The sequence below is a fragment of the Microcoleus sp. S13_C3 genome, from assembly GCF_036700905.1.
GTDB lineage: Bacteria > Cyanobacteriota > Cyanobacteriia > Cyanobacteriales > Microcoleaceae > Microcoleus.
The window spans coordinates 12,003-36,761 of sequence record NZ_JAUBPT010000082.1; the positions used below are offsets into that span (position 1 = coordinate 12,003).

The following is a 24,759-nucleotide window of genomic DNA, read 5'->3' on the forward strand; positions in this document are numbered from 1 at the left end:
CAAATGAGCATTCTGCTCGAACTCCTAAAAAATGCTGTATACAAAATCGCGGTAATCCATGCAAATCAGTCCTAGACGCATAGGAGTCTAGAAACCTGGTTTCTTTGCAGATTCATCCCTGCTCAACAAAAATTTATCGTAGAAACCCGGTTTCTTTAACCCTTGCTTTTATTAGACCTCTTGCAAAAATAGCTGGGACGGGCAAGATGCCCATCCCACAAAAAGTTTTTTCTCTTGTGGGATGGGCATCTTGCCCGTCCGAAAATTTGCTTAAAAGGACTTTTGCAAAAAGTCTATTGCTTCTTCCCTCTTTTCTCTTCCCTCTTCTTATTCCTTATTCCTTCTTCCTGCGGCCATCAGCCTCCAAATGACAATTTCCCATTCTCAGAATTGCCTTTAGGTGCGTTGTGAGTTACTCTATCTTTTGGATCAGTTAACACAATTATAGGAGTTAATCTTGGAACGGACTTTTTTAGCGATTAAGCCCGACGGCGTACAACGCGGACTCGTCGGCGAAATTATCGGTCGTTTTGAAGCCAAGGGCTTTAAGCTAGTTGGTATGAAGCTAATGACGGCGAGTCGCGAACTAGCGGAACAACATTATGATGTTCACAAAGAAAAACCATTCTTTGCTGGATTGGTAAACTTTATCACTTCAGGCCCTGTAGTGGCGATGGTGTGGGAAGGCGACGGCGTTGTGGCATCGGCGAGAAAAATCATTGGCGCAACAAATCCTCTGAATGCAGAACCGGCGACAATTCGGGGCGATTTTGCTGTCAATGTCGGCCGTAATCTGATTCACGGTTCTGATGCTGTCGAGACTGCCCGTGCGGAAATTAGCCTTTGGTTCAAGGAAGAAGAATTGAGTGCTTGGACACCTTCTTTAACTCCTTGGATTGTGGAATAATTTTGATATTCTCCCGATGGTTAATCGGGAGATATAGCCTTTCTCAGTAACATGAGGTGCACGCTTGATAAGCGGGCATAGGGCATAGGGAATAGGGCATAGGGCATAGGGTATACCTCACCAAGATTGAGAACTGCTATAGCCTTTCTCAGATAGATGATATCGATTCCGGTTGCAGCGTCCGTGATTGTTGACTGTTGACTGTTGACTGTTGACAAGGGAAATATTTTACACCTAATTTCCACCTCCCAGATTCATCTGTGGAGTCAATTCTAAAATCTAAAATCTAAAATCTAAAATCTAAAATCGACTGACTGTTGACTCGATGTTAAAAAAATGAAAATTGCGCGAATTATTTATTGGCAGCTTGATTAGACTTTACGCCCGACGATGAAGCGCGGATTTGAGATGATTCCGGGGTAGCCGGAATTGATAGGAAATATCATGTCGCTGACTCACTCATCACCGTACAATATAGAAGAGCTTGAGATTTTTTCTCGTTAACAGGAAGAGCCTGGTAACGAGAAAAAAAAACGTTAATCAGAACTTAAAAACTCCAAATAATTATTAGTCAATTCTTTGACTGCTAATTCGTAAAACTGCTGACCTTGTTCGGGGGTTGCTAAGCCCGGATTTGAGCCCATTCTTCCATCGGGAAATCGGCGGCGGAAGTCAGCAGCACCGAAAATTTTGTGCCCGGAAGCGACTTCTTCCGAAAGCGGAGCTTGCTTGATTGCTTCTGGATAAAGGTACTGGGTTAAGGCGACTTCGCTGGGGGTGGCGTGGGAGCCTTCTTGGTTTCCGTACAATTCTTTTGCTAGTTTGTAGACTGAACCGCACATAAACCAGTTGCCGATTTGACACTGGATTCTTGTGGCATTCGGTAAATTTAAGTCAGACAAATGCGCGTAAGTCTCGGAAAATGCTGCTTTCATGGTGGCAATGTTGCCACCATGACCGTTAATGAAGAAATATTTCTCAAATCCCGCTTTTGCTAAAGATGTGATATAATCTCTGATTACCAGTATCAGGGTCTGCGGTCGGAGACTGATTGTGCCGGGAAAGCTGGTGTGGTGCAAGGCCATCCCTACATTAATTGTCGGGCCGATTAAGGCATTGGCAGCTTCGCCGACACCGCGGGCGATCGCCCTGGCAGCAATGGCGTCAGTCCCGATCAAGCCGGTGGGCCCGTGCTGTTCGGTGGAGCCGATCGGGATAATTATGCCTCGGGAGCTTTCGAGATAAGCTTCTACCTCGGGCCAGGTACTCAAATGCAGCAACATGATAGGCAGTCTACATAATTTTTACTTGCTATCGTCGATCGTAGCCGGCACGGGAAGAAAAAGGAATTTGGGCCAGTTTATTATTGTATTCTTAAAAAAAGCTCTACAGTGCGATCGCAACTTTACCGTTATATTACTTAACGTTAATAATTTAACCAATTGATTACCAAAATTTTACCTTTTAATAACCTTTTAAGAGTAGTATAACAAGCATCTCCCTATAGATTGGGTGTTACGTGGTCAATTAACAGCGGGCAATGTTTTATGAAATTAACACCGACCCCGAAAAATGACCAGACTTCTGTGGCCTGGACGCAGGCAGACAGCGCGGTTCCGGCAACTGCTCTACGGCTGTATTCCTTACATGAGCAAGTAGCAAAGGTCGAGCGCGTGTCTGTGGGATGGACGGGCGAAGGATTCTAAGCGATCGAACTTTCTGGCGATCGTACAAGCGATCGCAGCGCGAGAGTGCCTCAGCTACTGAAGAAGGTACCTCGCGCTAGCCACATACAAACATAACTCCCACTGATATTTATGTCTTCTGCTGAATTAAGCGAAAGTCCTTCAAGGCTGGCTGTTGGACAAGCCGGCCGTATCTTGTTATTGGAAGGTGAAGATCTGTTGCGGGAAATGCTAGCTTTAGCCCTTAAAGAACAGGGCTATGAGGTGGTGGTTACTAGCGACGGGCGCAACGCCCTGCCTTCTGTACAGGCTTCTTCATACCACGGCGAATTTGCCTTCAACCTGTTAATTATGGATTCAATTAACGGTTTGGATCTGTGTCGAATGTTACGGCATCAAGGAAATCCCGTCCCTATTTTGATTATCGGTGCTAGAGGAAGTGCCAACAATTGCGCTTTTTACCTAGAAGCCGGATCGGATGATTATCTGACCAAGCCTTTTGGAATGCGGGAGTTTATCGCTCGCTGTCGGGCGCTGATGCGACGCCAGCGCCTCAGTCGGTTACCGGAACCGAGGATGCTGCAATATAAGAGCATAACTCTGTATCCTGAAGAGTGCCGCGTGTTGGTTCGTGGTCTGGAAGTGAAATTTTCTCCTAAACAGTTTCGCTTACTAGAACTATTTATGAGTAATCCCCGGCGAGTTTGGTCTCGCGATCAGTTGCTGGAAAAAATTTGGGGCCAAGATTTTATCGGAGACAGCAAAACAGTTGACGTGCACATCCGCTGGCTGCGCGAAAAGTTGGAAATAGATCCGGGCCAACCGGAATATATCATTACGGTACGCGGGTTCGGCTATCGATTTGGTTAAATTATTAAATCAGTTGTAGAGTGGCAAATTGCAGTCGAATAGACAAATAAGGACACAACATTTTTGTGTCCTTATTTGTCTATGGAGGGTGGGCAATACAATAGCTTGGAGGTGCAACCCGTAGACCTATTGTAGCGACTGTTGCCGTTCTCTTTTACCCTGGGCGAGCTGTATAAACTAACATCTTGCAACATTCTCAAGAACAGGCTTTTCGGCCTGTTCCACAAGAAAATTCACTCTTTGTGGAACAGGCCGAAAAGCCTGTTCATAAAAAGCTGATTGAGAATGGTTCAACATTTCAGTATAACTCAAAACTCCCCTGTCCACTGCCAACAATGAAGTTTCGAGCAATCTCCTGCAACCGCAACAGCCGCCACCATATCTGAACTGGGAAATAATTCAATTAAAGACCATCTCGATGCTTCTTCGGGGTTTTCTTCAACATTTAACAGCGCTGCAGGTTCTCCTGGTGCGAGGCTGACATCAAACTGATTCAGGGGAATAGAAAGTCCTTTACCAACTGCTTTGATATAGGCTTCTTTGCGAGTCCAGCAGGTGAAAAAAGCTCTGGGTTGGAGATGTTCTGGGAGCGAACGCAATACAGATTTTTCTAATGGTGAAAAAAACTTATCAGCAATTTCTAGGCAAGGAAAGTTGGGATTTATTCCTTCAATATCGACACCAATATCTCGATTTTTGGTAATCGCAATTAGAGCCATGTTTCCTGAGTGAGACAAATTGAAACGCAGGGTATTTCCACCTTGGGCGGCGATGAGAGAGGGTTTGCCGTAGGGATTGTATTCAAAGCGCAAAATGTGAGGATTTATGTTAATATAGCGACTCAGAATCGCTCTGAGTGCGCCACGACTCACAATAAATTGCGATCGACCTTTGGGAAAGTGGAAACCCTCGGCTTTTGTCCGCTCGTCTGTAGAGAGAGTCTCTTGTAAACTCTGCAAGCAAGATTCTGTTTGAGCCAGAGACACGCGCCAAACATGAATTTCGCCCAGATTCAATGTCAGGTTTTGCGGTGGGAACTTCCACGAATCAAAAGCAGCAATCATGTATTTATCTTCTTTTCTGAGTCACCTCATCCAGCATTCCCAGAAACAGGCAAGATGCCTGTTCTGCTTTTGTTCTACTTTGAGAAACAGGCAAGATGTCTGTTCTACTTTGAGAAACAGGCAAGATGTCTGTTCTACTTTGAGAAACAGGCAAGATGTCTGTTCTACTTTGAGAAACAGGCAAGATGCCTGTTCTACTTTGAGAAAGAGGCAAGATGGCTGTTCTACAACAGATGAATTTCAATCGCAAGAATCAATTAATCCAGGTTTGTACAACTTTTCCCGCTAATTGCTGTCCCAACCAAGGCGTATTTGCCGATCGCGACTTCAGACTTTGCCCGTCAACAGTCCAACTCATTTGCGGGTCGAACAAAATCAGCTCAGCAGAGACTCCCGGTGCAACCGTGGCGGGGGTTTGCCCGATACAAACGGCCGGCCCGGTACTCAACACTCGCCACAGTTCTAAAGCCGAAAATTCGCCAGTTTCTACCAGTCCGTGCCACAGTAAAGGCAAAGCTAATTCCAAGCCGATCGCCCCGGGCGGACTATCAGCAAAAGCCACAGTTTTCTCCTCATAAGTATGCGGGTTGTGGTCGATCGCGATCGCATCAATTACACCATCTTTCACAGCTTGAATCAGCGCTAATTGGTCGCTGAGATTGCCCAACGGCGGTTCTAGGTGTAAATTCGGATCGTAGGCCAACGAAGCAGTCAGAGCATTTTTCCCGCCGGAATCTTGAGAGTTTCCTGAAAGTGCCCCGACATTCAACAGCAAGTGCATCCAAGTCACACTCGCAGTCACCGGCAAACCCCGCGCCTTCGCATCTCTAATCAATTCCACGCTGCGCGCCGTAGAAACGCGCATAATGTGTACCGGAGTTCCCGCAGAGGCCACCAACTCCAGGATTGCCGCCAAAGCCGAAGTTTCCGCACTCGCCGGAATTCCCGGTAAACCCAACCGCACCGACACCGCACCCTCCCGCGCCGCGCCATTTCCTGCTAAAGTTCGATCGCACGGCCACAAAGCCACAGACTTGCCCAAAGGCTTGATATACTCAAGCAAACGCCTCACCAGAGCCGGATTAGACAGTGGCAAACCGTCCGCAAAACCCACCACTGCACAGGAGGCCAGCTCGCCCAACTCGGCCATCTGCTGCCCTTTAACGCCCGCTGTCAGCGCTCCCCAAAAATACAAGTGGGGCAGCCCGATCGGCAAATTGCGGATATGTTGCTGCAACAAAGCTAAACCGGCTAAATTGTCAACAGGCGGCGAGGTATCCGGCAAAATCGCCACTCGCGTAAAACCCCCAGCCGCCGCAGCCTGGATCAAAGATTCCAGGGTTTCCCGATCCTCAAAACCCGGTTCTCCGCTGTGGCTGTAGATATCTGTTAATCCCGGCCCCAAAATCAGTCCCTGGCAATCCCGCACTTCTGTGTCAGCGGGAAACTCAGCAATTTTGTCCTCAACTGCTTTGATATCACCTTCAGCAATCAGAATATCAGCGATGCGATCGCTCCCTGAAACTGGATCTAGCACTCGTACATTTTGTAGCAGTTCGCGGCTCATATAACAGAAGGAAGTTCGGCAACGGATTATGTAACGGATGTAACGGATGTAACGGATGTAACGGATGTAAAGGATAGAAAGAAGAAGGAAGAAGGAAGAAGCAATCCAGCGCATTAGTTTCAGGAATTAAGAACTTCCTAAGCGTCGGGCGCGGTTGTTATCAAAATTCAAACTTTTTTCAGGCGCGAACCCGTAGCGGTGGGCGTTCCTTCCGCTACGGGTTCGGGCCCAGCACTTTACTAATTACAGTGCTCCGGCTGCTGTTTGGTCAAAAACGCCGCCGCTCAAATGAGTTGTCACATTCATCGCCTGTAATACCGGCAAACCATCGGGGCCGTGAGGATAATCAATCACGCTAACGGCTCCGTTTCCTTGTTTGAATTTCCAGAAATGTTCGGGTTCCAAACCGAATAGGTGGCAGAGAATTGCTTTGTTAATGGCGTCGTGAGCAACGACAATTCCAGTACCAGAAACAGAATGTACAATTTCTTGCCAAGATGCGATCGCCCGCGTCCAAACTTGCTCCAAATTTTCTCCTTCCGGCATTTGCACATTTTCAGGAGATGTTTTCCATTCTTCTAGCAAACCCGGATAGGATTGTTCGATTTCTGATTCAAACTTTCCTTCCCAAAGTCCGTGGCTGATTTCTCTCAACTCGTCGCGGAGTTCCAGTTGCAAACCGCCGTGATATTGGAGAATAATTTCCGCAGTTTCTTTCGGGCGCAGCATGGAACTGCTGATCGCAAAATCTAATTTTACGTCCTTGAGAAATTCGGCTGCTCGCCTGGATTGTTCGCGACCGTTATCGTTGAGAGGTACGTCTATTTGCCCTTGAAATTTACCTGCTTTATTCCAGTCGGTTTCGCCGTGACGCACCAGCAACAAGCGGGGGCCTTGGTGTCCGTCCCTCGGTTTGGGAAAAATTTCCCCGGTATGGGAAGTTAAATTCACTGACTCTAATTGAACTGCAACTTTCTTTTTTGGCTCTCCAAGTGCGTCGTTGGTAACAGGGTAAGTTCCAAAATTAATGACGCTAATTCCGCAATTTGACTGTTGAATTGATTGATAGTAATCCGGGGTAATTTCCGACGCGGTGGCGATGAGAGCGCGGTTGATTCCGTTGTGACCTACTACTAGAATTGTGCCGTCTTGGTGGCGCGATAACAGTTCTTGCCAAAAATGACGGGCGTTAGCAAAAACGGCTAATACGGGAAAGTGTTCGATTTCTCCGTCAGCAGATGGCAGTTTCATGGAAAATTTGTCGGGCTGTTTTTGCCACTGCTGATATGCTTCGGGGAATTTGTCGATCGCATCTTGGCGCAACATTCCTTCCCACAGAGGCAAATCGATTTCCATCAAATTATCAGTTGGCTGGAGTTGTGGCGGATTTGTCAAGCGCGACAGGATGATTTCCGCTGTTTCTTTGGCTCGTTGCAGGGGACTGGTATAGGCGGCATCAAAGGCGATACTGCTGAGTGTGTCGCCTACTTGCAGGGCGGCGCTGCGGCCTGCTTCTGTCAAAATTGATTTATCGAGGCGGCCTTGGATGCGGCGTTCTTGATTGTATGTGCTTTTGCCGTGACGGACTAAGATAATGCGAGTCATTCGATTTTAGATTTTAGATTTTAGATTTTAGATTTAGCCTGTTACGCGCTTCGGGTGCGCGGTGCACGCCTTACCCAGTCTTCGGGTGCGAGACGAGTCAAAAAGATGAGCCAGTGAAATTTTACCAGTTGTCGGGGTACTCTCGGCTGCAAACGCCTATGATTAAAGACGGAAAAGATTTAGCCACGGATTCGCGCGGGACGGAAAAGCAGGAATGACACTGAAGCGGGTTATTTTAGGTATTTTAACGGCGATCGCGATCGCCCTGGTCGGTTTATCTTTACTTGCTAGTTGGAATCAGCCGCAAATTCAAAGCCGGCTGGAACTCTACCAGACAAATTTGCTGCTGCACGCCTCGGAGTGGCAAGGAGAAAATAATCAGAGTGATAATTTAAGTTCGGCGCGCACCAATATTGTCGGTGCAGATCCTTTAAATACGGCTTTGACGCAATATCAAGAAGCGCGAGACTCGACTCGCAAAACTCTCGAAACAACTCAAGCACAATTTAAAGGAATTCAGTCTGCCATCGCCCCCAAGTCTGCTGATAATACTCTCACTTTGGCTCAAAACAAGGCTTTGTCAGAGTCGATCAATCAACAGTCTGTGCTGCTAAACGAACTTGACTTGCGATTGGGAATTTTGCAGGCAAGCAGTGGCAAAACTGAGGTGGCTCTCCAAAGTTGGAAAAATTTAGTTGAGCGCTACAAAACTAAAAGTGATGATGATTCTTCGGTGGAAACTGCTCAAGTTTTAACGGGAATTTGGAGCAATCCGGCTCAACTGCTGCCGGATGCCGAGCCGCGCATTCAAAAGTCTTTGGATGGCTGGTTTCGCTATCGCGCTCTCGCTCAACTTTACAAGCTGCAAGAACGTTCTAAAGAGCTGGCGGCGCTGCAAGCAGGAGAGCAAGTAACGGCCCAGCAAGCTGTAGAAAAGTTGGCAATTATAGTTGGTGTTCCGGCGATCGCACTTTGTATTGGTACGGTTTTGCTGGTTGGTTTGACCGTGCAGTGGTTGTTGCAGCGGAAGCAGTTAGATACAGCCGGTTCCGGCCCGGTGTTGGCGCGAAATGCGAGCTTGACTTGGGATGTGCCTTGGGACGGTGAGATTGTTTGGCAGGTGCTTGTGGTCGGCTTTTTCTTTGTCGGCCAAATCTTGATTCCCTATTTGTTACTGCCTGTTTCTCTGGCTGTTTTAAAACTCAATCCTGCTACTTTTGACCCGCGCGAGAAGGCTTTTTATATCTTTGCTACTTATTTGTTGCTGTCGGGTGGGGGGCTTTCGGTACTGTATTTTTCGGTCAAGTCTTTTTTGCCTTTCCCGGAAGGTTGGTTTCGGATTAATTGGCGGGGAAATTGGTTTTTGTGGGGTTTTGGCGGCTATTTTGTTGCTTTGCCTTTGGTAGTTTTGGTGTCGCTGATCAATCAGCAATTTTGGCAGGGACAAGGTGGCAGTAATCCGATTTTGCCTATCGTTCTCGAAGGTAGGGACAACGTGGCTTTGGCGGTGTTTTTCGGCACTGCGGCGATCGCGGCTCCGGTTTTTGAGGAAATTGTGTTTCGGGGCTTTCTACTGCCTTCTCTGACTCGCTATTTGCCTGTTTGGGGGGCGATCGCAGCTTCTGCTTTCTTGTTTGCTGTGGCTCACTTGAGTGTCTCTGAGATTCTGCCTTTGGCGACTTTGGGTGCGGTTTTGGGGTTTGTGTACACGCGATCGCGCAATCTCCTCGCTCCTATGCTTCTCCACAGTCTCTGGAACAGCGGTACTCTTTTGAGTCTATTTCTTTTGGGCGGCGGTGCGAGTTAATTCGGACGGTTGTTAATAATTGTGAATTAACCGAGTTTTTGGCAAGAGCGATCGTCAGGGCGATCGACTCTGGCCAAAAACACCAGTAGGGTGTTCGGTGCGCCCCTTATATCTAGCCCGGTAAAATAACCGGAATTTCATTAGGGGCGGGTTCACCCTAATCTGTAATCTCAGCCACAGATCCAGATAGACCCGCCCCGGTCGCTTATTTTAGCGGAAAAACAGGGTTTAACATGGAAGTAATATCTTGTCGGCTGATGATTGAGACACTCACCGGGGCGATCGTACCAAACGGAAGTTGACAAGCCGGCTAATTTATAGGTAAATTTTAATTTAGGATGAGGCTTAAACCCAATGAGCAATTTGAACAGCCACAAGTTCGAGGGAACGCCGAGTTGGATGCGTTTCGCACCCTACGCAGCCTTGGGCATTTTAATATTTTCTCTCAATTCAGGCAGCGAACTAAATTATTTCTTGAGAGGCTACTTGGTCATTCTACAAGCTCAAGCCGGTATAGTTCTGCTGTATTTTGCGATGTCTAAATTTCGCAAAAACCCAAATAAATGAGTAAAAATTAGTAAGATTACTTAGCTCGATAGTTAAAGGTCGCGCATTCAAAGTCGATCGCGGAAGTTAAAATAAAAAACTGGAGAAAGTAAAAATGGTAAAAGATAAAAGCGTAGCAGTTGTGTTAGCTTTCTTTGTAGGCCCTTTGGGAGTTCACAAATTTTATTTGGGCAATAACTTAGCAGGGGTATTATACTTGCTATTTTCTTGGACATTAATTCCGTTCGTGCTCGCATTTTTCGATTTTATCGGCCTGCTGCTGATGTCGGAACAAGCTTTTCAGGTTCAGTACAATGGCGGCACGTTGCCGTCGGGGTATGCCCTCAGATCGGCAAAAGATGTAACCGGGGCGATCGGCGAATTGAAAAAACTTTACGATATGGGCGCAATTACGGCCGAAGAATATGAAGAAAAACGCCAAAAACTGCTCCGAGAATTGTAATTAAGAAGGCAGAAGGCAGAAGGCAGAAGGCAGAAGGCAGGAAGAAGGAAGTTCGGCAACGGATTATGTAACGGATGTAACGGATGTCAGTCCGATGGAAGTCGGAAGAAGGAAGAAGGAAGCCCACTATTAAAAAAGTGGGAGTGAAATAAGTAAGTGTGAGAGCACAACTATTTAAGGATAAAATTAAAGTGTCTCAAGATTTATACTGGCTGCGTCAAACTCCAAACTGGGTGTGGTATTCTTTTATTCCCTACTTCGGCGGATTGGCGATCGCCTATGCAGGCCAAAAGTCAAATATTCGTGGTTGGATGGGATGGGGTGTTGCCATTACTTTAGCAGCACTAGCGGTATCTTCTTCAACTAATTTAGGTACGATCGTTTGGATTGCTCAAATTGTTACTGCTTTTAGTTTGAAAAAGCGCTATCTCATCAAAACTGCACCCAGAGGTTTACTGGTTCCTGCAAGTCCGACGAATGCCGAAGAACTGGCAAACGTGCGCGGCAAAATAGATATTAATGAGTGTACCAAAGACGATATGGTCAGAATCTTGGGTTTGCCGATCGTCTACGCCAACGATATTGAATCTTTGCAAAACGAAGGCTACATTTTTACCCACGCCGAAGAGTTATCAGAAATAGCCGGAGTTCCCGAAAGTCACGTCAGACGCATCGCCCCGATGATTTGCTTCAGCTACAATTATCAAAAAGAATTGCAGTTTACTTGGAAACGGTTAAATATTCTTTCGCCCGAAGAGTTAATCGCCAGCGGTTTAGATCGGGTTGTTGCCGAAAAAATAGTTAGAGAAAGGCAGAGAAAAGGCGCTTACAAATCAGTTGTCGAAGTCCAGCGACGGACGGGACTGCCTTTTGATTCATACCGCCATATTTGTTAATTTACAGTTGTTAAGTAAGTCCAAAGCCAAAAAAACAATAATATGCGCTCGAACATTGTAGGGCCGGGTTAGACCAACAATAATTGCCTAAAACCAATCATCTCGTAAACCCGCCCCCGCCCAACTAAAAAGTATTATGACGACAAAATTAGAAGTAGAACGACAAAAATTGTATGATACAGATTACCTGAGATGGATCGAAACCACTGTGGAAAAGTTGCGATCTCGCGACTATTCAAACATCGACTGGGAAAATCTGATTGCAGAAATAGAAGACATGGGGCGAAGTGAACGCCGGAGTTTAGAGAGTAATCTGGTTGTAATTCTCCTGCACTTGCTCAAGTGGCAATTTCAACCGGATCAAAGAAGCGGTAGTTGGAAAGGCAGCATTGCCGAACATCGCAGACGCATTCGCAAAGCTATCAAAGATTCCCCCAGTCTCAAACCATATCTTGAAGAGGTATTGACTGAATGCTATGCGGATGCAGCAGAACAAGCAATTGCTGAAACTGGATTGCCTGTAGAAACGTTTCCGCAATTATGTATCTACACTTCGGTCGAGGTTCTAGATTCTGAATTTTTGCCAGATTTTCTGGCAGATGAGATGATTCAAGGGTAGTATGGCAAAAAACTCGATCGCCTCCTGGTAATTGACATTAAATGCACCGGCTGGCAAAAATCTCCCCCTGCAGGCGGGCAAGCGCGAAATTATAAAAAAAAGTATTTATAGCAATCCTAAGTGATTTTCTAGATATGTAAAATCTGAAAGTCTTGCTATATAAGAAGTCTAGGAAGACAAGAAGGCGTGGTGTTGTGAGACTCAGATCGGATTGCTATATCAAAAAACTGGGTTTAAAACCCCGTCCTTCTAGGACGACTTTTATGTAAACTTTTGTTGTACCACCTCTTACTTTGTGCCAGATGATGTAGCATAAGGTGGGAGGTAAAACAATGCTAGTCTTCGAGTTAAAAGCTTACGGAAAATCAAGCCAGTTCACGGCAGTAGACGAAGCAATTCGCACTGCCCAGTTTGTTCGCAATAGTTGTTTACGCTATTGGATCGACAACAAAAAAGTGAACAAGTACGATTTGAACAAATACTGTGCGGTATTGGCAGCATCGTTTCCGTTTGCTGATGAACTCAATTCGCAGGCTAGGCAAGCTAGCGCCGAACGTGCTTGGTCTGCTATCTCCCGATTCTACGACAACTGTAAAAAAGGAACTCCCGGCAAAAAAGGGTATCCAAAATTCCAGAAAGACTGTCGTTCTGTCGAGTATAAATCGACTGGCTGGAAACTTGCAGACGACAGGAAATCGATTAAATTTAGCGACAAAAAAGGAATTGGCAAGCTCAAGCTAAAAGGTACACGCGATCTGCACTTCTACCAAATCAACCAAATTAAACGGGTTCGATTAGTAAAACGTGCAGACGGTGTATACGTCCAATTCTGTATCGATGTCGATAGAAAGGAAAACACGGAGCCCTCTGGCAATACCATCGGACTAGACGTTGGGTTGAAAGAATATTACACCGATTCAAACGGAGTTACGGTGGAAAATCCTAGATTCCTGAGAAAAGGTGAGAAAGTTCTCAAGCGTTGTCAGCGTCGCGTATCCAGAAAAACTAAAGGTTCCAAAAATAGAGGCAAAGCTAGACAGATTTTAGGTAAGCAGCATCTCAAAATAAGTAGACAACGCAAAGATCATGCAATAAAACTTGCACGGTGCGTAGTTCAGTCAAGCGACTTGATAGCCTACGAAGATTTGAGAATCAAGAATATGGTGCAAAATCATTGCTTAGCTAAGTCTATTAACGACGCATCTTGGTATCAGTTCCGCATCTGGCTTGAATATTTTGGAAAAGTATTTGAGCGGGTAACGGTTGCGGTAAATCCGCAATATACCAGCCAAGAATGCTCTAACTGCGGAGAAGTTGTTAAGAAAACGCTGTCCACAAGAACGCACGTCTGCAAGTGCGGGTGTACCTTGGATAGAGATTTCAATGCAGCCAAAAACATCCTAAGTCGAGGATTGGGTACGGTAGGGCATACCGGAACCTTTGCACTTGATGCAAGTAACGCTTTGGGAGAATCAATCTCTACTTTGGCTGGAGAAATCCTGTCTCAGCAAATTGACTCGTAGATCAAAGAATCTCTGTGGCTTTAGCCAGGAGAGTGTCAATGAAATGCAAAACGACACAATAGTAGCAGTACCGCTAACATCAAATTATGTCTGACTCTCCTCCATCCCAAATCTCCCCAGAAGCTGCACCGGAAAGTGCTGCTACCGAAAACCGCAGTGCCAAAACTAGGCAACTGTTGGGCATGAAAGGGGCAGCTAGCGGGGAAACTTCCATCTGGAAGATTCGCTTGCAATTGATGAAACCGATTACCTGGATTCCCTTAATTTGGGGCGTGGTGTGCGGGGCGGCGTCTTCTGGAAACTATGTGTGGAACCTAGAGAATTTCTTGATCGCAGCCGCTTGTATGTTGATGTCAGGGCCGTTGTTGACCGGGTACACTCAAACTTTGAACGATTTTTACGATCGCGACATCGACGCCATTAACGAACCCTACCGTCCGATTCCCTCCGGTATCATCTCGATTCCCCAAGTAGTAACGCAAATTTTGGTATTATTAGCCGCTGGTATTGGGGTGGCTTATGCTCTAGACTTGTGGGCGGGTCATGAATTCCCGATAATGACTGTTTTGACTCTCGGTGGCGCGTTTCTAGCTTATATCTACTCTGCGCCCCCGCTGAAACTCAAGCAGAATGGCTGGTTGGGAAATTATGCCCTGGGTGCTAGCTACATTGCCCTGCCTTGGTGGGCGGGTCAAGCTTTGTTTGGTACACTAGATCCCACGATTATGATCTTGACCCTGTTTTACAGTTTGGCAGGGCTGGGGATTGCGATCGTCAATGATTTCAAAAGTGTTGAGGGCGATCGGCAATTAGGGTTAAAATCTTTGCCAGTCATGTTTGGCATCAACACCGCAGCTTGGATTTGCGTGTTGATGATCGACATCTTTCAAGCTGGGATTGCAGGCTACCTGATCAGCATCCACCAAAACCTTTACGCTGTCATTCTGCTGCTGCTGATAATTCCCCAAATTACTTTTCAGGATATGTACTTTTTGCGTAATCCCCTGGAAAATGATGTTAAATATCAGGCAAGTGCTCAGCCTTTCCTGGTTTTGGGTATGCTGGTAGCAGCCTTGGCACTGGGTCATGCGAGTTAAGCAGAGTTTTGAGGTTTGAGTTAAAAAATTTTGAATTCAAAAAATCTAATTCACTTCTCAAAAAAATACCAAGCTCTGCATTGTTAAGAAAAGTTTTGAATTTGAGTTTTGAATTAAAAAGTTTTTAATTCAAAAAATCTAATTCAAGGCAGCGGGTTATTCAAGAAAAAATGTCGAATTAAAAATTAAGAATTAAAAAAGCTAGCTTTTTTCAATTCTTAATTTTTAATCGGACTTGATGAGGTGTGAAGGTCTGAACGTGGCAGAATTTTTCTCAAATATCAAAGATACATTGAGCAAAGTCACTAACGCAATAAGCGGTAATTCCGATCGAGAACCGCCGAAGCCTGCGAAGGGCAATAAGCTCAACTCGCCGGAATCGGAGGCGGAATTTTATACAGGGACAACGGCCCAAAGATCGGAGTATGTGGTATCAGAAGATGCTGCACCTCTAGAAGAGTCTGAATTAGAATCAGAATATTTAGAATCAGAATATTTAGAACCAGAATACGCTCGATATCCAATAGTCAACCGCAGGTGGGAAGGGTTGAGGCGCTTAATCGCTTGGTTGGAAATTGAACCTCAAGTTACCAGCTTGCAAACCAAGGGAAAAGAATTGTTGCGGCCGGGATTAAGTTTGCTGGGAACTAAATCACCCAAAAAATCGGATAGTAGCCAATTGCGGGAAAATAGCGCACCGCAGAACACCGAACTGCAGAGACATACGGAACTACAGGAAATTAGCGCACCGCAGGAAAATACTAAAAAACGGATATCCCGTCGCCCTAGATTTTGGATAAGTTTAGGTGTGGCCAGTATAGGCGGGGGCGCTTTAATCTACGGTTTATGGATTTTGTACACCTTAGACAAAGGTTTGCCGGATGTTAACGATTTGTCAGCGTTTAACCGCGACGGAACGCTGACAATTAAGGCAGCAGATAATACGATTTTGTTGCAGTCGGGGCCTGCAACTAGAGATAAGCTGAAACTTAAAGAAATTCCCGAAGAGTTGGTTAAAGCTTTTATTGCCATAGAAGACCGCCGTTTTTACAAACATCGCGGGGTAGATTATCAAGGTATTGTGCGCTCCATTGTTTCTAATTTGATAGAAAGAGATTTAGTGCAGGGCGGCAGTACAATTACGCAACAATTGGCTCGCGTTGTTTTTCTTAATCAGGAAAGAAGTATTAGGCGGAAGGTTCGGGAAGCTCTTTTAGCTCAGAAAATAGAGCGGGAGTTGAGTAAAGACCAAGTTTTAGAAAGATATTTAAATCTGGTTTATTTGGGTTCGGATGCTTACGGTGTGGCAGATGCGGCTTGGGTTTTCTTTAGCAAAACAGTCGATCAATTAAGTTTGGCAGAGATGGCAACTTTGGCGGGCTTACCGCCGGCACCGAGCGAATATTCGCCTTTGGTTAATCCGGATATGGCTAAGAAACGCCGCAATCTGGTGCTGCAACAAATGCAGGAAGCGAAGGTAATTACAGAGGTTCAGGCGAAGGAGGCAATGGCGGAACCTATGGCGGTTAAACCAAGTCCACCGAAGCGATTTAAAGTAGTCGCGCCTTATTTTGCTAGTTACATTCGGAAGGAATTGCCGCGCTATGTTTCTCAGGATGCTTTGGAAGCTGGCGGTTTGACTGTCGAGACGACGGTGGATTTGAAGTGGCAGAAAATAGCGGAACAGGTGGTTAAAAATGCGATCGAAGTTGATGGCCGCCGTCAGGGTTTTGAACAGGCGGCTTTAGTTTCTATGGACACTAAGACTGGGGAAGTTAAGGCCCTGGTGGGCGGCGGAAATTTTAAGGAAAGTCAGTTTAATCGTGCTACGCAGGCTTTGCGGCAGCCCGGATCGACGTTTAAAGGGTTGGTTTATGCAGCAGCGATGGCGGCTGGTTTTTCTCCCTATGACAGTTACGAAGACGAACCAATTATTATCGACGGCTATCAACCGAATAATTATGGCAAAAAATTTAGCGGTTGGCGATCGATCTCTGATGCTTTGACGAGTTCGGTGAATGTCGTAGCTGTGAAGGTGTTGATGGATGTGGGGTTTGAACCGGCGATCAAATTAGCCAACGATATGGGGATTAAGTCTAAATTGAGTCCGATTTATTCCCTGGCTTTGGGTTCTTCGGAGGTGAATTTGCTGGAGTTAACCAATGCTTACGGTACTTTAGCATCGCAAGGGAATTTTATTGAAGCCCACGGAATTACTCGGGTGATTAATCAGCGGGGAGATGTGATTTATCAGGCTGATTTTAAACCGAAGCGGGTTTTGGATAAGGATAGTGCTGCGATTACTACTTGGATGTTGGAGGGTGTTGTGCAAAACGGTACGGGGGGGCCTGCGGCTTTAAACGATCGCGCTGTAGCGGGCAAAACCGGTACTTCGGAAAATGTCAGGGATTTGTGGTTTATTGGGTACATTCCACAGGTTGTGACTGGGATTTGGCTAGGGAATGATGACAATTATCCCACCTGGGGAACTAGCGGTACGGCGGCCTATAATTGGCGCGATTTTATGAGTCAAGCTGTTAAGGGAATGCCGGTTGAAAAGTTTCCCAAGTTGCCGGAGTTGGAGGGCCGCAAAGGCAGTATTAAGGCAAAACCGGTGCAGCCTCATAAGATTATTCGGGGGATGATTGTGAATGAGGATGGTGCGATCGTACCGTACAATCCTCATCCTGAACCGAAGTATTACCCACCGCAAGAGCCGGCTTATCAAGAACCGGCTTATCAAGAGCCTGCTTATCAAGAGCCTGCTTATCAAGAGCCGAGATATTAAGCGGATTTTACCAACAATTGCCACCCGTAGGGGCGGGTTTCACCAACAATAATCGCCTAAAACCAATAATCTCATAAACCCGCCCCCACTCCGGGCGGTAAATCACAATCTACAAATCTAATCTTGCTTTAGCCGCACCATAAAAAAGCCGTCCATGTGATGTCTGTGCGGCCACACTTTCACCCATCCTTCGGGTGATGGCTGTACGGGTAAATCAATTGTTGGCGGTTCTATTTGCCAGTTAGGATTGCTGTCTAAGAACGATCGAATAACTGTTTCATTTTCTAAGGGATGAATTGTGCAAGTTGCATAAACTAATACGCCGCCGGACTTGACAAATGTCGCTGCATTTGCTAGCAATTCCGATTGCAGTTGAGATTGTTGTTGAATGTTTTCGGGCGTGTGGCGCCAGCGGGCGTCGGCGCGGCGGTGGAGGGTTCCGAGGCCGGAACAAGGTGCGTCTAGTAAAACTCTGTCTGCGAGGTTAACAAACTCTGGGAAATGGCGGCTGTCTCCGGTATGAATTTTAATGGATTTCATCTGGAGTCTGTCTGCATTTTCTTTAAGTTTTTTGAGTCTGCGGGCGGTTTTGTCGCAGGCATAAATAGTGCCTGTATCCTGCATTAATTCGGCGCTGTGGGTGGTTTTTCCTCCCGGCGCGGCGCAGGCGTCGATGATAGTTTCCCCTGGCTGTGGCGCTAGTAAATGGGTGACTAATTGAGCGCTGCTGTCTTGGATTGTCCACCAACCTTCGCTGTATCCGGGGAGGTTTTGAATTGCGCCGATGCTGCCATTTAGTCTTAATGCTTGTGGCAAGTTGGGGATTCTGCTAACGCTGATGTTTTGGGATTTGAAGGCGGTTTCAATTTGGGCGATCGAGCTTTTTAAGGGATTGATTCTCAGGTCAATTGTGGGGGATTGGTTGAACCATTCACAGAGTTGTTCGGTTTCGGTTTCGCCTATTTGTTCGATCCACATTTTTACCAGCCATTCGGGGAAGCTGTGCAAAATTCCTAGGCGTTGGACAGTTGATTTATAATTAGTAACTGTTAAGGGGTTTAAGTTGTTATCTGTTAAACGGATGTATTGGCGCAACAAACCGTTGACAAAACTGCTGAGTCCTGAAAATCCGTTGTCTTTTGCTAATTGAACGGTGGTGTTGACGGCGGCGGAGGGGGGAATCTGGTTGAGATATTCGAGTTGATATAAACCTAAATGTAAGATGGTACGGAGTTCGGGCGGTTGTTGGGAGGATTTCTTTGTTGCTAGTTTGTCGATGATGAAGTCGATCGATCGCATTCTCCTGACGCTACCGTAAACTAATTCTGTGACTAAACGCCGATCGAGGTCGTTGAGTTGAGAATTGCGGAAAGTGCGATCGAGTGCGGCATCTGCGAATGCACCGCGGCGGTGGACTTCGCGGAGTGCGAGAAAAGCTATTTGGCGGGGATTTTGCATTGGGAATTGTTGATATGTCAAGTTATTATAGGTGATTCAAATACCCGGCGGTTGAAACCGCGTCTATACAGACAAAACCAGCCTTCGCTGGTTGAAGAAACCTGGCGGTTTCAACCGCCAGGGGTTTCTAAAAGTTTCAAATTTCCTCTGGATTTATCCCCATTTCTCGCAATTTTTCCGATAGGCGATCGGCTTTTTGCTGTGCTAACTCTTTATCTTGCCGTTCTTGTTCCATTTGTTGCTGTGTTAGTTCCATTTGTCGCTGTGCTGATTCCTGTTGTCTTGACAACTCCACATAAGACAAAAACTTCTGTCCATCAGGCCGATAAATTTCCAAGTCTCCCGATGCAGTTTGAAAACGGATCTGCAAACGCGGACTTACCCAACCCTCCATTGATTCAATATAGTTGAGTTCTCCGTCACTTCGCACCCAACCCATTAACTCATTATCCTTTAAATCGTAGAAATAACATTCTTCGACTCCATAATTATCATAAAACTTAAAAAGCTTAAATATTTCTCCCAGTCGGTTTCCCGGCGAGAGGATTTCAAAGACAACTTGCGGGGCGATATTATCTTCAAGCCACTGTTGGTAGGAACCTCTGTAACCTTTCGGCCTGCCAAACACTACCATAGTATCAGGTGCTTGGCGAGTTTTGTTATCTCCTTCCACGGGATACCACAGCAAATCACCGGCTACAAAGACATTTTCGTTGTCTTTGTATAAGGCATCTATTCCGCCTTGAATTTTTACTATTAATTGGAACTGTTTGGTATTGTCAGACATGGGTTTTCCGTCGCTGTCTGGGTAGATGATTTCTGGCAAAGTTTGAGTGGGAATTGTTGTCATGGGGATGACTCCATTGCTAGTAGCATCAATTTCTATTTTATACCTATTTTATAGGACTTACGCAGGGGGCCCAGAAACCGGGTTTTTCACGAAAAGACTTCGTTGTAATCGGCAGATTAGGTAAAAAACCCGGTTTCTTTGTCGGAGTGCGTAAGTCCTGTTTTACTTATTCGGGTTTTGTTGACACCAATGGTTCTAATAAATTGCGTTCTTCTATGGGAAGTTCTAGCAAAACTCGTCTGTCGCCCTTGGTTTCCTTATAGCGGACAGCCGCATTCAGCAGGCGCATGGGAATTTGGAATTGTTCGTAAGTAGCTTGGGGACGCCGATCGCATAATAGGCTACTCTGTTCACTCCGAAAACGCAGAGGCTTCAATCAGCTACCGATCCATGCAGGTCTATTAGTAGGAGAATAAACAATGAAATTCAGGGTGGAAAATTTTAACGGAAGACTGATCGCTATTTTTGATCGAGAATTACCCCCTCGGAGCTATCTCCTAGCAGCTTTTCTTGAAGAAGCTCGGTCTACGAAAGGACAAATATACCTAAAAATTATTGATAAAATTGAATGTAGCAAAAATCTGAGGGATGTAAAAGTAACTGAATTGACTGGCAATTGTATAGATGCTGAACTTTATACCGACCGTATTGTAATTACAGAACTATGGCCCACAGGTGGAGAAGATGCAGAACCAGAAAGCACCGAGATCCTTTTGACAGAAGCAAAAAGGCTACTGCTGGAGTGGCAAGCAATTTTGAATCTGTGGTGTGAACAGCAGGCACAATAAATAATTAATCACCAGATTAACTGGTTCCCCGGCAGAGCCTGGGAACCGATATCACTCTTGAAGAGCCTCCCAAGTCTTAGACTCGCGGGAGGCAGAGCCTCCAAATCTGCGTCCCCAGGCAGAGCCGGGGAACAAGAAAAAATATAAAAAATATGCTTTAAGACTTGTTACAATACACAAAACTTCATACTTTCCCCAACACTGGATGACCTTTTTTAACCCCTCCGAACCCGTACTCCGCAGCAAACAAGAACATCTCGATGTACAAGACCTCGAAGGCTTGTTGCGACTCCACTGGCAAATTGGAAATATTACTCTTTTCTCAGGATTTTATACCCGCATCGACCAAACTTTTCTGCTTTGGGGTTTGGTGACAGGGGGGATTTTTTTTACGGCTCAGTTTTTCCCCATCAGTTGGAGCTTTCAGGCGATTCTGTGGTCAAGTTTGACTCTAATTGGCACTGTGGCAATGGCGGTTTTGACTTTGTTTTGGGTAAGAGTCGAGCGTGTTAGCTGGATTCTGTACTCTTGGGCGATTTTGATGATAACTGGTTTGGTTCTGACGGATGGCAGTATTTTTGCCGGTTGGGGAGGTTTGTTGCTGCACCTTTGTGATTTGTGGTTGGGGTTGAGCGCGATCGGCTATTTGTTGACGGGATTAGGTTTGCGATCGCGCACTTTTCTCCTGATTGGACTAACTCATCTATTTAGTATCGGATTATTGCCCTTTGTCGCACCTTGGCAGTATTTGACAACGGGAATTGTTCTGGCAGGCAGTCTAATTTTGCTGTCAGAATGGCAGTGGGATATGCAATCGTCGATCGACAATACAATGCTTAGCGAAGAACAGAAACAATTTAACCGGATTCAACAGCAAATGCGGCAAATAACCGCGACACTAGGCAAATAGGTCAAAAATTCAACAAGTGCCTTTCCTTCCCCCCCTTAGCAAAAAGCGACTGCAGCAAAAATTGTAAAGAATTCTGTACAACAGCTAACACTTTCGAGAAATCGCACACAATAGAAAGATACAGCATCAATAAAAAACAAACTTTAGCCTGAACAGGAGTTTTGCTGTTTGACCTGTGAATCGCCAACCTAAGGAGAACGGTGTCCGGGAGGCGACTGGCGCACAAATGCTGTACTTGCGACGATAAAAGTTAATTCGGGTTGACCGTAGTTGTTGAAATCAAAATGTGGTGCAGGGTTTTTACCGTTTCCCCTGCTTTGCAGTCTTCTCGGAGAGGCTAAACCCTCTACCAGAACAGCCGGAGGAGATTGGCACAAAATTCGACAGTTGGTCAGGCGGATTTTTGAGTCAGCGTGTTTAATAAAATTGGGAAAATACTCGCTTAGAGCCTTGCAGGACTTACGATTAAACAAGTCCTGCTTTATGATGGGAAATTTAAATTATGTTTTACAGCACTTCCGGATGTTATGAGGTACAATAAAATCGACTAAAAATAATATACTAATGAAAGCATACTCACTAGATTTGCGCTCCTTTCATAGTAGCCGCCCATAAGCGAACAGAAGCTGTCGATCAGAAAAACAGCAGAAATATTTGCCTGCAGTAAAAGCTTAGTTCAAAAGGTTCTTCCTTACTTGGTATGCCAAACTAACAATTAAAATGCCAAGTAAGCAAACATCTATTTTTGTAGTTTTCAAAATTACTAAAGCCATATGCAGAACGTTTTATTAACTTAAGCTTGTTGTTAATACCTTCAACAATACCACTTGTTGTCCTATTATCAAAGGACTCTCCGGAACTTACGGTGATATTTTTATATAATTAGAGAAGCAAGCTAATACGCGTTCTCGAAAATTATCAAAGTTTGAAAAGCCATATCCTTGTGGCATAATTAACTTAATTCGATTATTTATCCCTGACATCACTCCACTTGTTGTACGATTAAGAAAGTAGTTACAAATTCCTTCAAAATGATTCACAATTGTCGAACATGATTCTTTAAAAAATATCGTCGCATTATTCAGCCAATCCTTGAACTTTGTCCGCTGCTCTTTTGACGGTCATATCGGTCTCGTATATTTCCCAAAACTCTTCTTTCATCTCCTAAGCAATTCTTAAGCATTCTGATTTTTCCTAGTGATTGCCAACCTTTCAATTTGGTCGGAATTAAGGTTGCTTCGATTACTCAACAATAAGTATTTGCTGCCTCTCTCTGTAATTCCTACTGCTAGACGTAACTTATTCAAGTCTTTATTAACTGCTTTCATCACGCAATACTTCGGACAGTTTTGGAATAGGGACGCTCCGCGAGCAGAGCTAAAAAAGTCACTGGTATCTTAACGAAAAAGACAAAAAAAGGCAGTTTTTACGTTAAGCTCAAAAAACACACGAACTTAAAAAACTGCCTGATGAATATTATTGAATCAATCTTACAACAAATGCCAGGGATTGAGTCTTGCCGCAAAAGAAGTTTATGGTGATTTTATTTTCCACCATTTTACTTGTTTATGGCAAAGTTAATTTTACCAATCTGGGCAGTTATAGTTCTTTGAGTGAAAAGACCTATCGTCGCCACTTTTTTAAAGGCTTCGATTTTCCCGAATTTCATAAATATTTTATCAATCAAGCCTTAAACCATGAGCGAACACTGATTGCAGTTATCGATTGTTTTTTTATTCCCAAAAGTGGCAAAAAAACTGAAGGAAAAGCTAGTTTTTATAATGGTGTAGCTGCCAGATATGAAGAGGGATTAGAAATTTCTGTAATTGCTGTTGTCGAAGTTGAAACTCATTTGTCTTATAGTCGAGCGTGTACAACAAACTCCGTGGCGTCCGACAACAGAACTACCGAAAAATCCCCTAACTGCCAAGGTGAAAAAAAACTCAAAAAAACGGAAAAAAAAATAGCTCTAGAAAGCTCAATGCCTGAAATAACAAGAGTTGATGACTATGCTCCACATTTAATAAAGACTCGTTCCTTGTTGCCAGATTCTGTCCGTTACTTGGTCGCTGATGGTTATTATTACCGCTTTAAATTCTGGAAGGCTGTACGTGATGCAGATTTAAATTTGATTAGTAAATTAAGAGTTGATGCCAACTTGAATTACATTTATACAGGTGACAGAAATAAACGGGGCGCTCCTCGCAAATATGATGGTAAGGTTGACTGCAATAATTTGAAAAAATTAACTTTTATCAAAGAAGTTAAGCCGGGAGTCAAGCTTTATTCATTAGTAGTCTGGAGTTGTTGTTTAAAATGTAAAATACGTTTAGCCTGTCTGTGTGAACTTCAACCCAACGGTAAAATCAAAAATATTTTATTGTTTAGTACCGACATTAGTCTCCCAGCCGAGGAAAAACTTGAGTATTATCAGGCTCGTTTTCAGATTGAGTTTATTTTTCGTGATGCCAAACAATTTACGGGTTTATCCGATTGTCAATCTCGTAGTAGTCAACGCCTTGGTTTTCATTTTAATGGCAGTCTAATTGCTTTAAATTTAGCCAAATATGAAGCTTATAATCGTCATTCATCTCCCGAACCATGCGGGTTTTCAATGGGAGCATCCCGGTTTTGCAAAAGCCTCAAATGGCCAAGAGGTCGTTGAGGTAAGCACAACGAAGTTTTAGCATTTGATTGACATTTTTTTTCAACCACCCGGCCCCAGAAATTTTCAACCTTCTATCTATTTGTTTGACCGTCGATTCCACCGCTCCCGATCCTCGGCGAACAAATCTTGTCTTCTGATAATTGCTCATAGTTAACAATTCGAGAGCGATGCTTTTCTAGATACTTGCAAAAGTTTTGGGCGGTTTTTTTGCGACCCAACTTAAATAAATCTAGGGTGGGTTCTATCCGGCCTTGCCACAAAAATTCCTTGGCTTTGGCTAGACGTTTCAACGACCCTCCCACTTTATATAAATTTTCAATTAAATGATACCAATCTAAAATTTCGCGTCGGGTTTTACCAGGATTCAACTGGCTAATAATCTTCCATATTCCCTCATGTCCATCACCCAGACAAGTTAATATATCGGCTAAATGCTGATGGTTTATATAGTTAATTAACGCTTCATTATCTTGATAAAAAGCTCCATAATAACTTTCATGTAACCGCACGGCCTTATAATCTTGCCAATGAGACCCTTCTCCCAACTTCCCTCTCAGACGGACTTTCCCTCGGGAGCATCCCGATTTTGCAAGTATACAAAAGTATGATATGATGTATTGTTTTTTTGGAAAACCGACACTTAGCTTC

General features: G+C 44.8%; 22 protein-coding genes and 3 pseudogenes. 13 read left to right on the forward strand and 12 right to left on the reverse strand.

The features are described 5' to 3' along the window. The first annotated feature begins 457 nt into the window (after positions 1-457). The gene (gene ndk / locus QUA16_RS21375; protein WP_333105548.1) at positions 458-907 is read left to right on the forward strand and encodes a nucleoside-diphosphate kinase; all 450 of its coding nucleotides are present in this window, start codon (positions 458-460) and stop codon (positions 905-907) included. A gap of 536 nt (positions 908-1,443) precedes the next feature. Here ndk and QUA16_RS21380 read toward each other — a convergent pair. Continuing rightward, complete coding sequence (locus tag QUA16_RS21380) at positions 1,444-2,190, reverse strand: creatininase family protein (protein WP_333105549.1); 747 nt, start codon at positions 2,188-2,190, stop codon at positions 1,444-1,446. 534 nt (positions 2,191-2,724) lie between these two features. Between QUA16_RS21380 and QUA16_RS21385 the strand changes: the two genes are divergently transcribed. Beyond that, the gene (locus tag QUA16_RS21385) at positions 2,725-3,462 is read left to right on the forward strand and encodes a response regulator transcription factor (protein WP_333105550.1); all 738 of its coding nucleotides are present in this window, start codon (positions 2,725-2,727) and stop codon (positions 3,460-3,462) included. A gap of 308 nt (positions 3,463-3,770) precedes the next feature. Here QUA16_RS21385 and QUA16_RS21390 read toward each other — a convergent pair whose 3' ends face one another. The 4 genes from QUA16_RS21390 to QUA16_RS21405 all read right to left on the reverse strand — a co-directional run bounded on the left by QUA16_RS21390 (position 3,771) and on the right by QUA16_RS21405 (position 7,698). After that, positions 3,771-4,526 carry a 4'-phosphopantetheinyl transferase superfamily protein gene (locus tag QUA16_RS21390; protein ID WP_333105552.1) on the reverse strand — a complete coding sequence of 252 codons (756 nt, stop codon included), beginning with the start codon at positions 4,524-4,526 and terminating at the stop codon, positions 3,771-3,773. 4 nt (positions 4,527-4,530) lie between these two features. Beyond that, positions 4,531-4,740 (reverse strand): hypothetical protein, encoded by a 210-nt coding sequence (locus QUA16_RS21395; protein WP_333105553.1) that lies wholly within the window; start codon positions 4,738-4,740, stop codon positions 4,531-4,533. Between the two features lie 39 nt (positions 4,741-4,779). Then, positions 4,780-6,093 (reverse strand): dihydroorotase, encoded by a 1,314-nt coding sequence (locus QUA16_RS21400; protein ID WP_333105554.1) that lies wholly within the window; start codon positions 6,091-6,093, stop codon positions 4,780-4,782. A gap of 243 nt (positions 6,094-6,336) precedes the next feature. Next, a complete protein-coding gene (locus tag QUA16_RS21405; RefSeq protein WP_333105555.1) occupies positions 6,337-7,698 on the reverse strand; it encodes a histidine phosphatase family protein in 1,362 nt (453 codons plus the stop codon). Between the two features lie 214 nt (positions 7,699-7,912). On the opposite strand from QUA16_RS21405, the gene QUA16_RS21410 reads away from it, so the two are divergent. The 8 genes from QUA16_RS21410 (at position 7,913) to QUA16_RS21445 (ending at position 17,437) form a co-directional block, all read left to right on the forward strand. Next, positions 7,913-9,505: a type II CAAX endopeptidase family protein gene (locus QUA16_RS21410; protein ID WP_333105556.1), complete on the forward strand. Its 1,593-nt coding sequence runs from the start codon at positions 7,913-7,915 to the stop codon at positions 9,503-9,505. A 354-nt stretch (positions 9,506-9,859) separates the two neighbouring features. Next, on the forward strand, positions 9,860-10,072 hold the full coding sequence (locus QUA16_RS21415; RefSeq protein WP_333105558.1) for a hypothetical protein: 213 nt from the start codon (positions 9,860-9,862) through the stop codon (positions 10,070-10,072). Between the two features lie 94 nt (positions 10,073-10,166). After that, positions 10,167-10,514 carry an NINE protein gene (locus tag QUA16_RS21420; RefSeq protein ID WP_333105559.1) on the forward strand — a complete coding sequence of 116 codons (348 nt, stop codon included), beginning with the start codon at positions 10,167-10,169 and terminating at the stop codon, positions 10,512-10,514. 191 nt (positions 10,515-10,705) lie between these two features. Continuing rightward, positions 10,706-11,410 (forward strand): helix-hairpin-helix domain-containing protein, encoded by a 705-nt coding sequence (locus QUA16_RS21425; protein WP_333181326.1) that lies wholly within the window; start codon positions 10,706-10,708, stop codon positions 11,408-11,410. Positions 11,411-11,546: 136 nt separating this feature from the next. Continuing rightward, on the forward strand, positions 11,547-12,029 hold the full coding sequence (locus QUA16_RS21430) for a DUF29 domain-containing protein (protein ID WP_333105563.1): 483 nt from the start codon (positions 11,547-11,549) through the stop codon (positions 12,027-12,029). Positions 12,030-12,361: 332 nt separating this feature from the next. Beyond that, positions 12,362-13,552 (forward strand): transposase, encoded by a 1,191-nt coding sequence (locus QUA16_RS21435; RefSeq protein WP_333105565.1) that lies wholly within the window; start codon positions 12,362-12,364, stop codon positions 13,550-13,552. Positions 13,553-13,638: 86 nt separating this feature from the next. Continuing rightward, positions 13,639-14,649: a chlorophyll synthase ChlG gene (chlG, locus tag QUA16_RS21440; protein WP_333105566.1), complete on the forward strand. Its 1,011-nt coding sequence runs from the start codon at positions 13,639-13,641 to the stop codon at positions 14,647-14,649. 238 nt (positions 14,650-14,887) lie between these two features. Beyond that, positions 14,888-17,437 carry a penicillin-binding protein 1A gene (locus tag QUA16_RS21445; RefSeq protein WP_333105568.1) on the forward strand — a complete coding sequence of 850 codons (2,550 nt, stop codon included), beginning with the start codon at positions 14,888-14,890 and terminating at the stop codon, positions 17,435-17,437. 117 nt (positions 17,438-17,554) lie between these two features. On the opposite strand, the gene QUA16_RS21450 is transcribed toward QUA16_RS21445, so the two are convergent. The 3 genes from QUA16_RS21450 to QUA16_RS21460 all read right to left on the reverse strand — a co-directional run bounded on the left by QUA16_RS21450 (position 17,555) and on the right by QUA16_RS21460 (position 20,121). Further along, positions 17,555-18,895 carry a 16S rRNA (cytosine(967)-C(5))-methyltransferase gene (locus QUA16_RS21450; RefSeq protein WP_333105570.1) on the reverse strand — a complete coding sequence of 447 codons (1,341 nt, stop codon included), beginning with the start codon at positions 18,893-18,895 and terminating at the stop codon, positions 17,555-17,557. Between the two features lie 136 nt (positions 18,896-19,031). Further along, positions 19,032-19,745: a Uma2 family endonuclease gene (locus tag QUA16_RS21455; protein ID WP_333105572.1), complete on the reverse strand. Its 714-nt coding sequence runs from the start codon at positions 19,743-19,745 to the stop codon at positions 19,032-19,034. A 166-nt stretch (positions 19,746-19,911) separates the two neighbouring features. Continuing rightward, a complete protein-coding gene (locus QUA16_RS21460) occupies positions 19,912-20,121 on the reverse strand; it encodes a hypothetical protein (RefSeq protein WP_333105573.1) in 210 nt (69 codons plus the stop codon). Positions 20,122-20,164: 43 nt separating this feature from the next. On the opposite strand from QUA16_RS21460, the gene QUA16_RS21465 reads away from it, so the two are divergent. After that, positions 20,165-20,533 (forward strand): hypothetical protein, encoded by a 369-nt coding sequence (locus QUA16_RS21465; RefSeq protein ID WP_333181327.1) that lies wholly within the window; start codon positions 20,165-20,167, stop codon positions 20,531-20,533. Positions 20,534-20,738: 205 nt separating this feature from the next. Next, positions 20,739-21,443 (forward strand): hypothetical protein, encoded by a 705-nt coding sequence (locus tag QUA16_RS21470; protein WP_333105575.1) that lies wholly within the window; start codon positions 20,739-20,741, stop codon positions 21,441-21,443. 188 nt (positions 21,444-21,631) lie between these two features. Here the strand turns inward: QUA16_RS21470 and QUA16_RS21475 are convergent, their stop codons facing one another. From QUA16_RS21475 to QUA16_RS37000, 3 genes and pseudogenes are all read right to left on the reverse strand, one after another. Further along, positions 21,632-21,820 carry a hypothetical protein gene (locus QUA16_RS21475; RefSeq protein ID WP_333181328.1) on the reverse strand — a complete coding sequence of 63 codons (189 nt, stop codon included), beginning with the start codon at positions 21,818-21,820 and terminating at the stop codon, positions 21,632-21,634. A gap of 331 nt (positions 21,821-22,151) precedes the next feature. After that, positions 22,152-22,289, reverse strand: a pseudogene (locus tag QUA16_RS21480) (transposase); the annotation flags it as partial. 14 nt (positions 22,290-22,303) lie between these two features. Further along, positions 22,304-22,783, reverse strand: a pseudogene (locus tag QUA16_RS37000) (ISL3 family transposase); the annotation flags it as partial. A gap of 194 nt (positions 22,784-22,977) precedes the next feature. On the opposite strand from QUA16_RS37000, the gene QUA16_RS21485 reads away from it, so the two are divergent. Next, positions 22,978-24,108, forward strand: coding sequence for a transposase (locus QUA16_RS21485; RefSeq protein ID WP_333105576.1), 1,131 nt, complete (start codon positions 22,978-22,980; stop codon positions 24,106-24,108). Here QUA16_RS21485 and QUA16_RS37005 read toward each other — a convergent pair. Then, positions 24,086-24,410: pseudogene (locus tag QUA16_RS37005) on the reverse strand (ISKra4 family transposase); the annotation flags it as partial. The gene QUA16_RS21485 and the pseudogene QUA16_RS37005 overlap by 23 nt on opposite strands. Between the last annotated feature and the right edge of the window lie 349 nt (positions 24,411-24,759).

What these genes read in the sequence shown, in the direction of transcription:
- QUA16_RS21415 (WP_333105558.1), top strand. Translation starts at nt 9,860, where the DNA reads ATGAGCAATTTGAACAGCCACAAGTTCGAGGGAACGCCGAGTTGGATG.
- QUA16_RS21400 (WP_333105554.1), bottom strand. Translation starts at nt 6,093, where the DNA reads ATGAGCCGCGAACTGCTACAAAATGTACGAGTGCTAGATCCAGTTTCA.
- QUA16_RS21455 (WP_333105572.1), bottom strand. Translation starts at nt 19,745, where the DNA reads ATGACAACAATTCCCACTCAAACTTTGCCAGAAATCATCTACCCAGAC.
- QUA16_RS21445 (WP_333105568.1), top strand. Translation starts at nt 14,888, where the DNA reads ATGAGGTGTGAAGGTCTGAACGTGGCAGAATTTTTCTCAAATATCAAA.
- QUA16_RS21385 (WP_333105550.1), top strand. Translation starts at nt 2,725, where the DNA reads ATGTCTTCTGCTGAATTAAGCGAAAGTCCTTCAAGGCTGGCTGTTGGA.
- QUA16_RS21380 (WP_333105549.1), bottom strand. Translation starts at nt 2,190, where the DNA reads ATGTTGCTGCATTTGAGTACCTGGCCCGAGGTAGAAGCTTATCTCGAA.
- QUA16_RS21430 (WP_333105563.1), top strand. Translation starts at nt 11,547, where the DNA reads ATGACGACAAAATTAGAAGTAGAACGACAAAAATTGTATGATACAGAT.
- chlG (WP_333105566.1), top strand. Translation starts at nt 13,639, where the DNA reads ATGTCTGACTCTCCTCCATCCCAAATCTCCCCAGAAGCTGCACCGGAA.
- QUA16_RS21470 (WP_333105575.1), top strand. Translation starts at nt 20,739, where the DNA reads ATGACCTTTTTTAACCCCTCCGAACCCGTACTCCGCAGCAAACAAGAA.
- QUA16_RS21410 (WP_333105556.1), top strand. Translation starts at nt 7,913, where the DNA reads ATGACACTGAAGCGGGTTATTTTAGGTATTTTAACGGCGATCGCGATC.
- QUA16_RS21485 (WP_333105576.1), top strand. Translation starts at nt 22,978, where the DNA reads ATGGTGATTTTATTTTCCACCATTTTACTTGTTTATGGCAAAGTTAAT.
- QUA16_RS21465 (WP_333181327.1), top strand. Translation starts at nt 20,165, where the DNA reads ATGAAATTCAGGGTGGAAAATTTTAACGGAAGACTGATCGCTATTTTT.
- QUA16_RS21405 (WP_333105555.1), bottom strand. Translation starts at nt 7,698, where the DNA reads ATGACTCGCATTATCTTAGTCCGTCACGGCAAAAGCACATACAATCAA.
- QUA16_RS21390 (WP_333105552.1), bottom strand. Translation starts at nt 4,526, where the DNA reads ATGATTGCTGCTTTTGATTCGTGGAAGTTCCCACCGCAAAACCTGACA.
- QUA16_RS21450 (WP_333105570.1), bottom strand. Translation starts at nt 18,895, where the DNA reads ATGCAAAATCCCCGCCAAATAGCTTTTCTCGCACTCCGCGAAGTCCAC.
- QUA16_RS21420 (WP_333105559.1), top strand. Translation starts at nt 10,167, where the DNA reads ATGGTAAAAGATAAAAGCGTAGCAGTTGTGTTAGCTTTCTTTGTAGGC.
- QUA16_RS21435 (WP_333105565.1), top strand. Translation starts at nt 12,362, where the DNA reads ATGCTAGTCTTCGAGTTAAAAGCTTACGGAAAATCAAGCCAGTTCACG.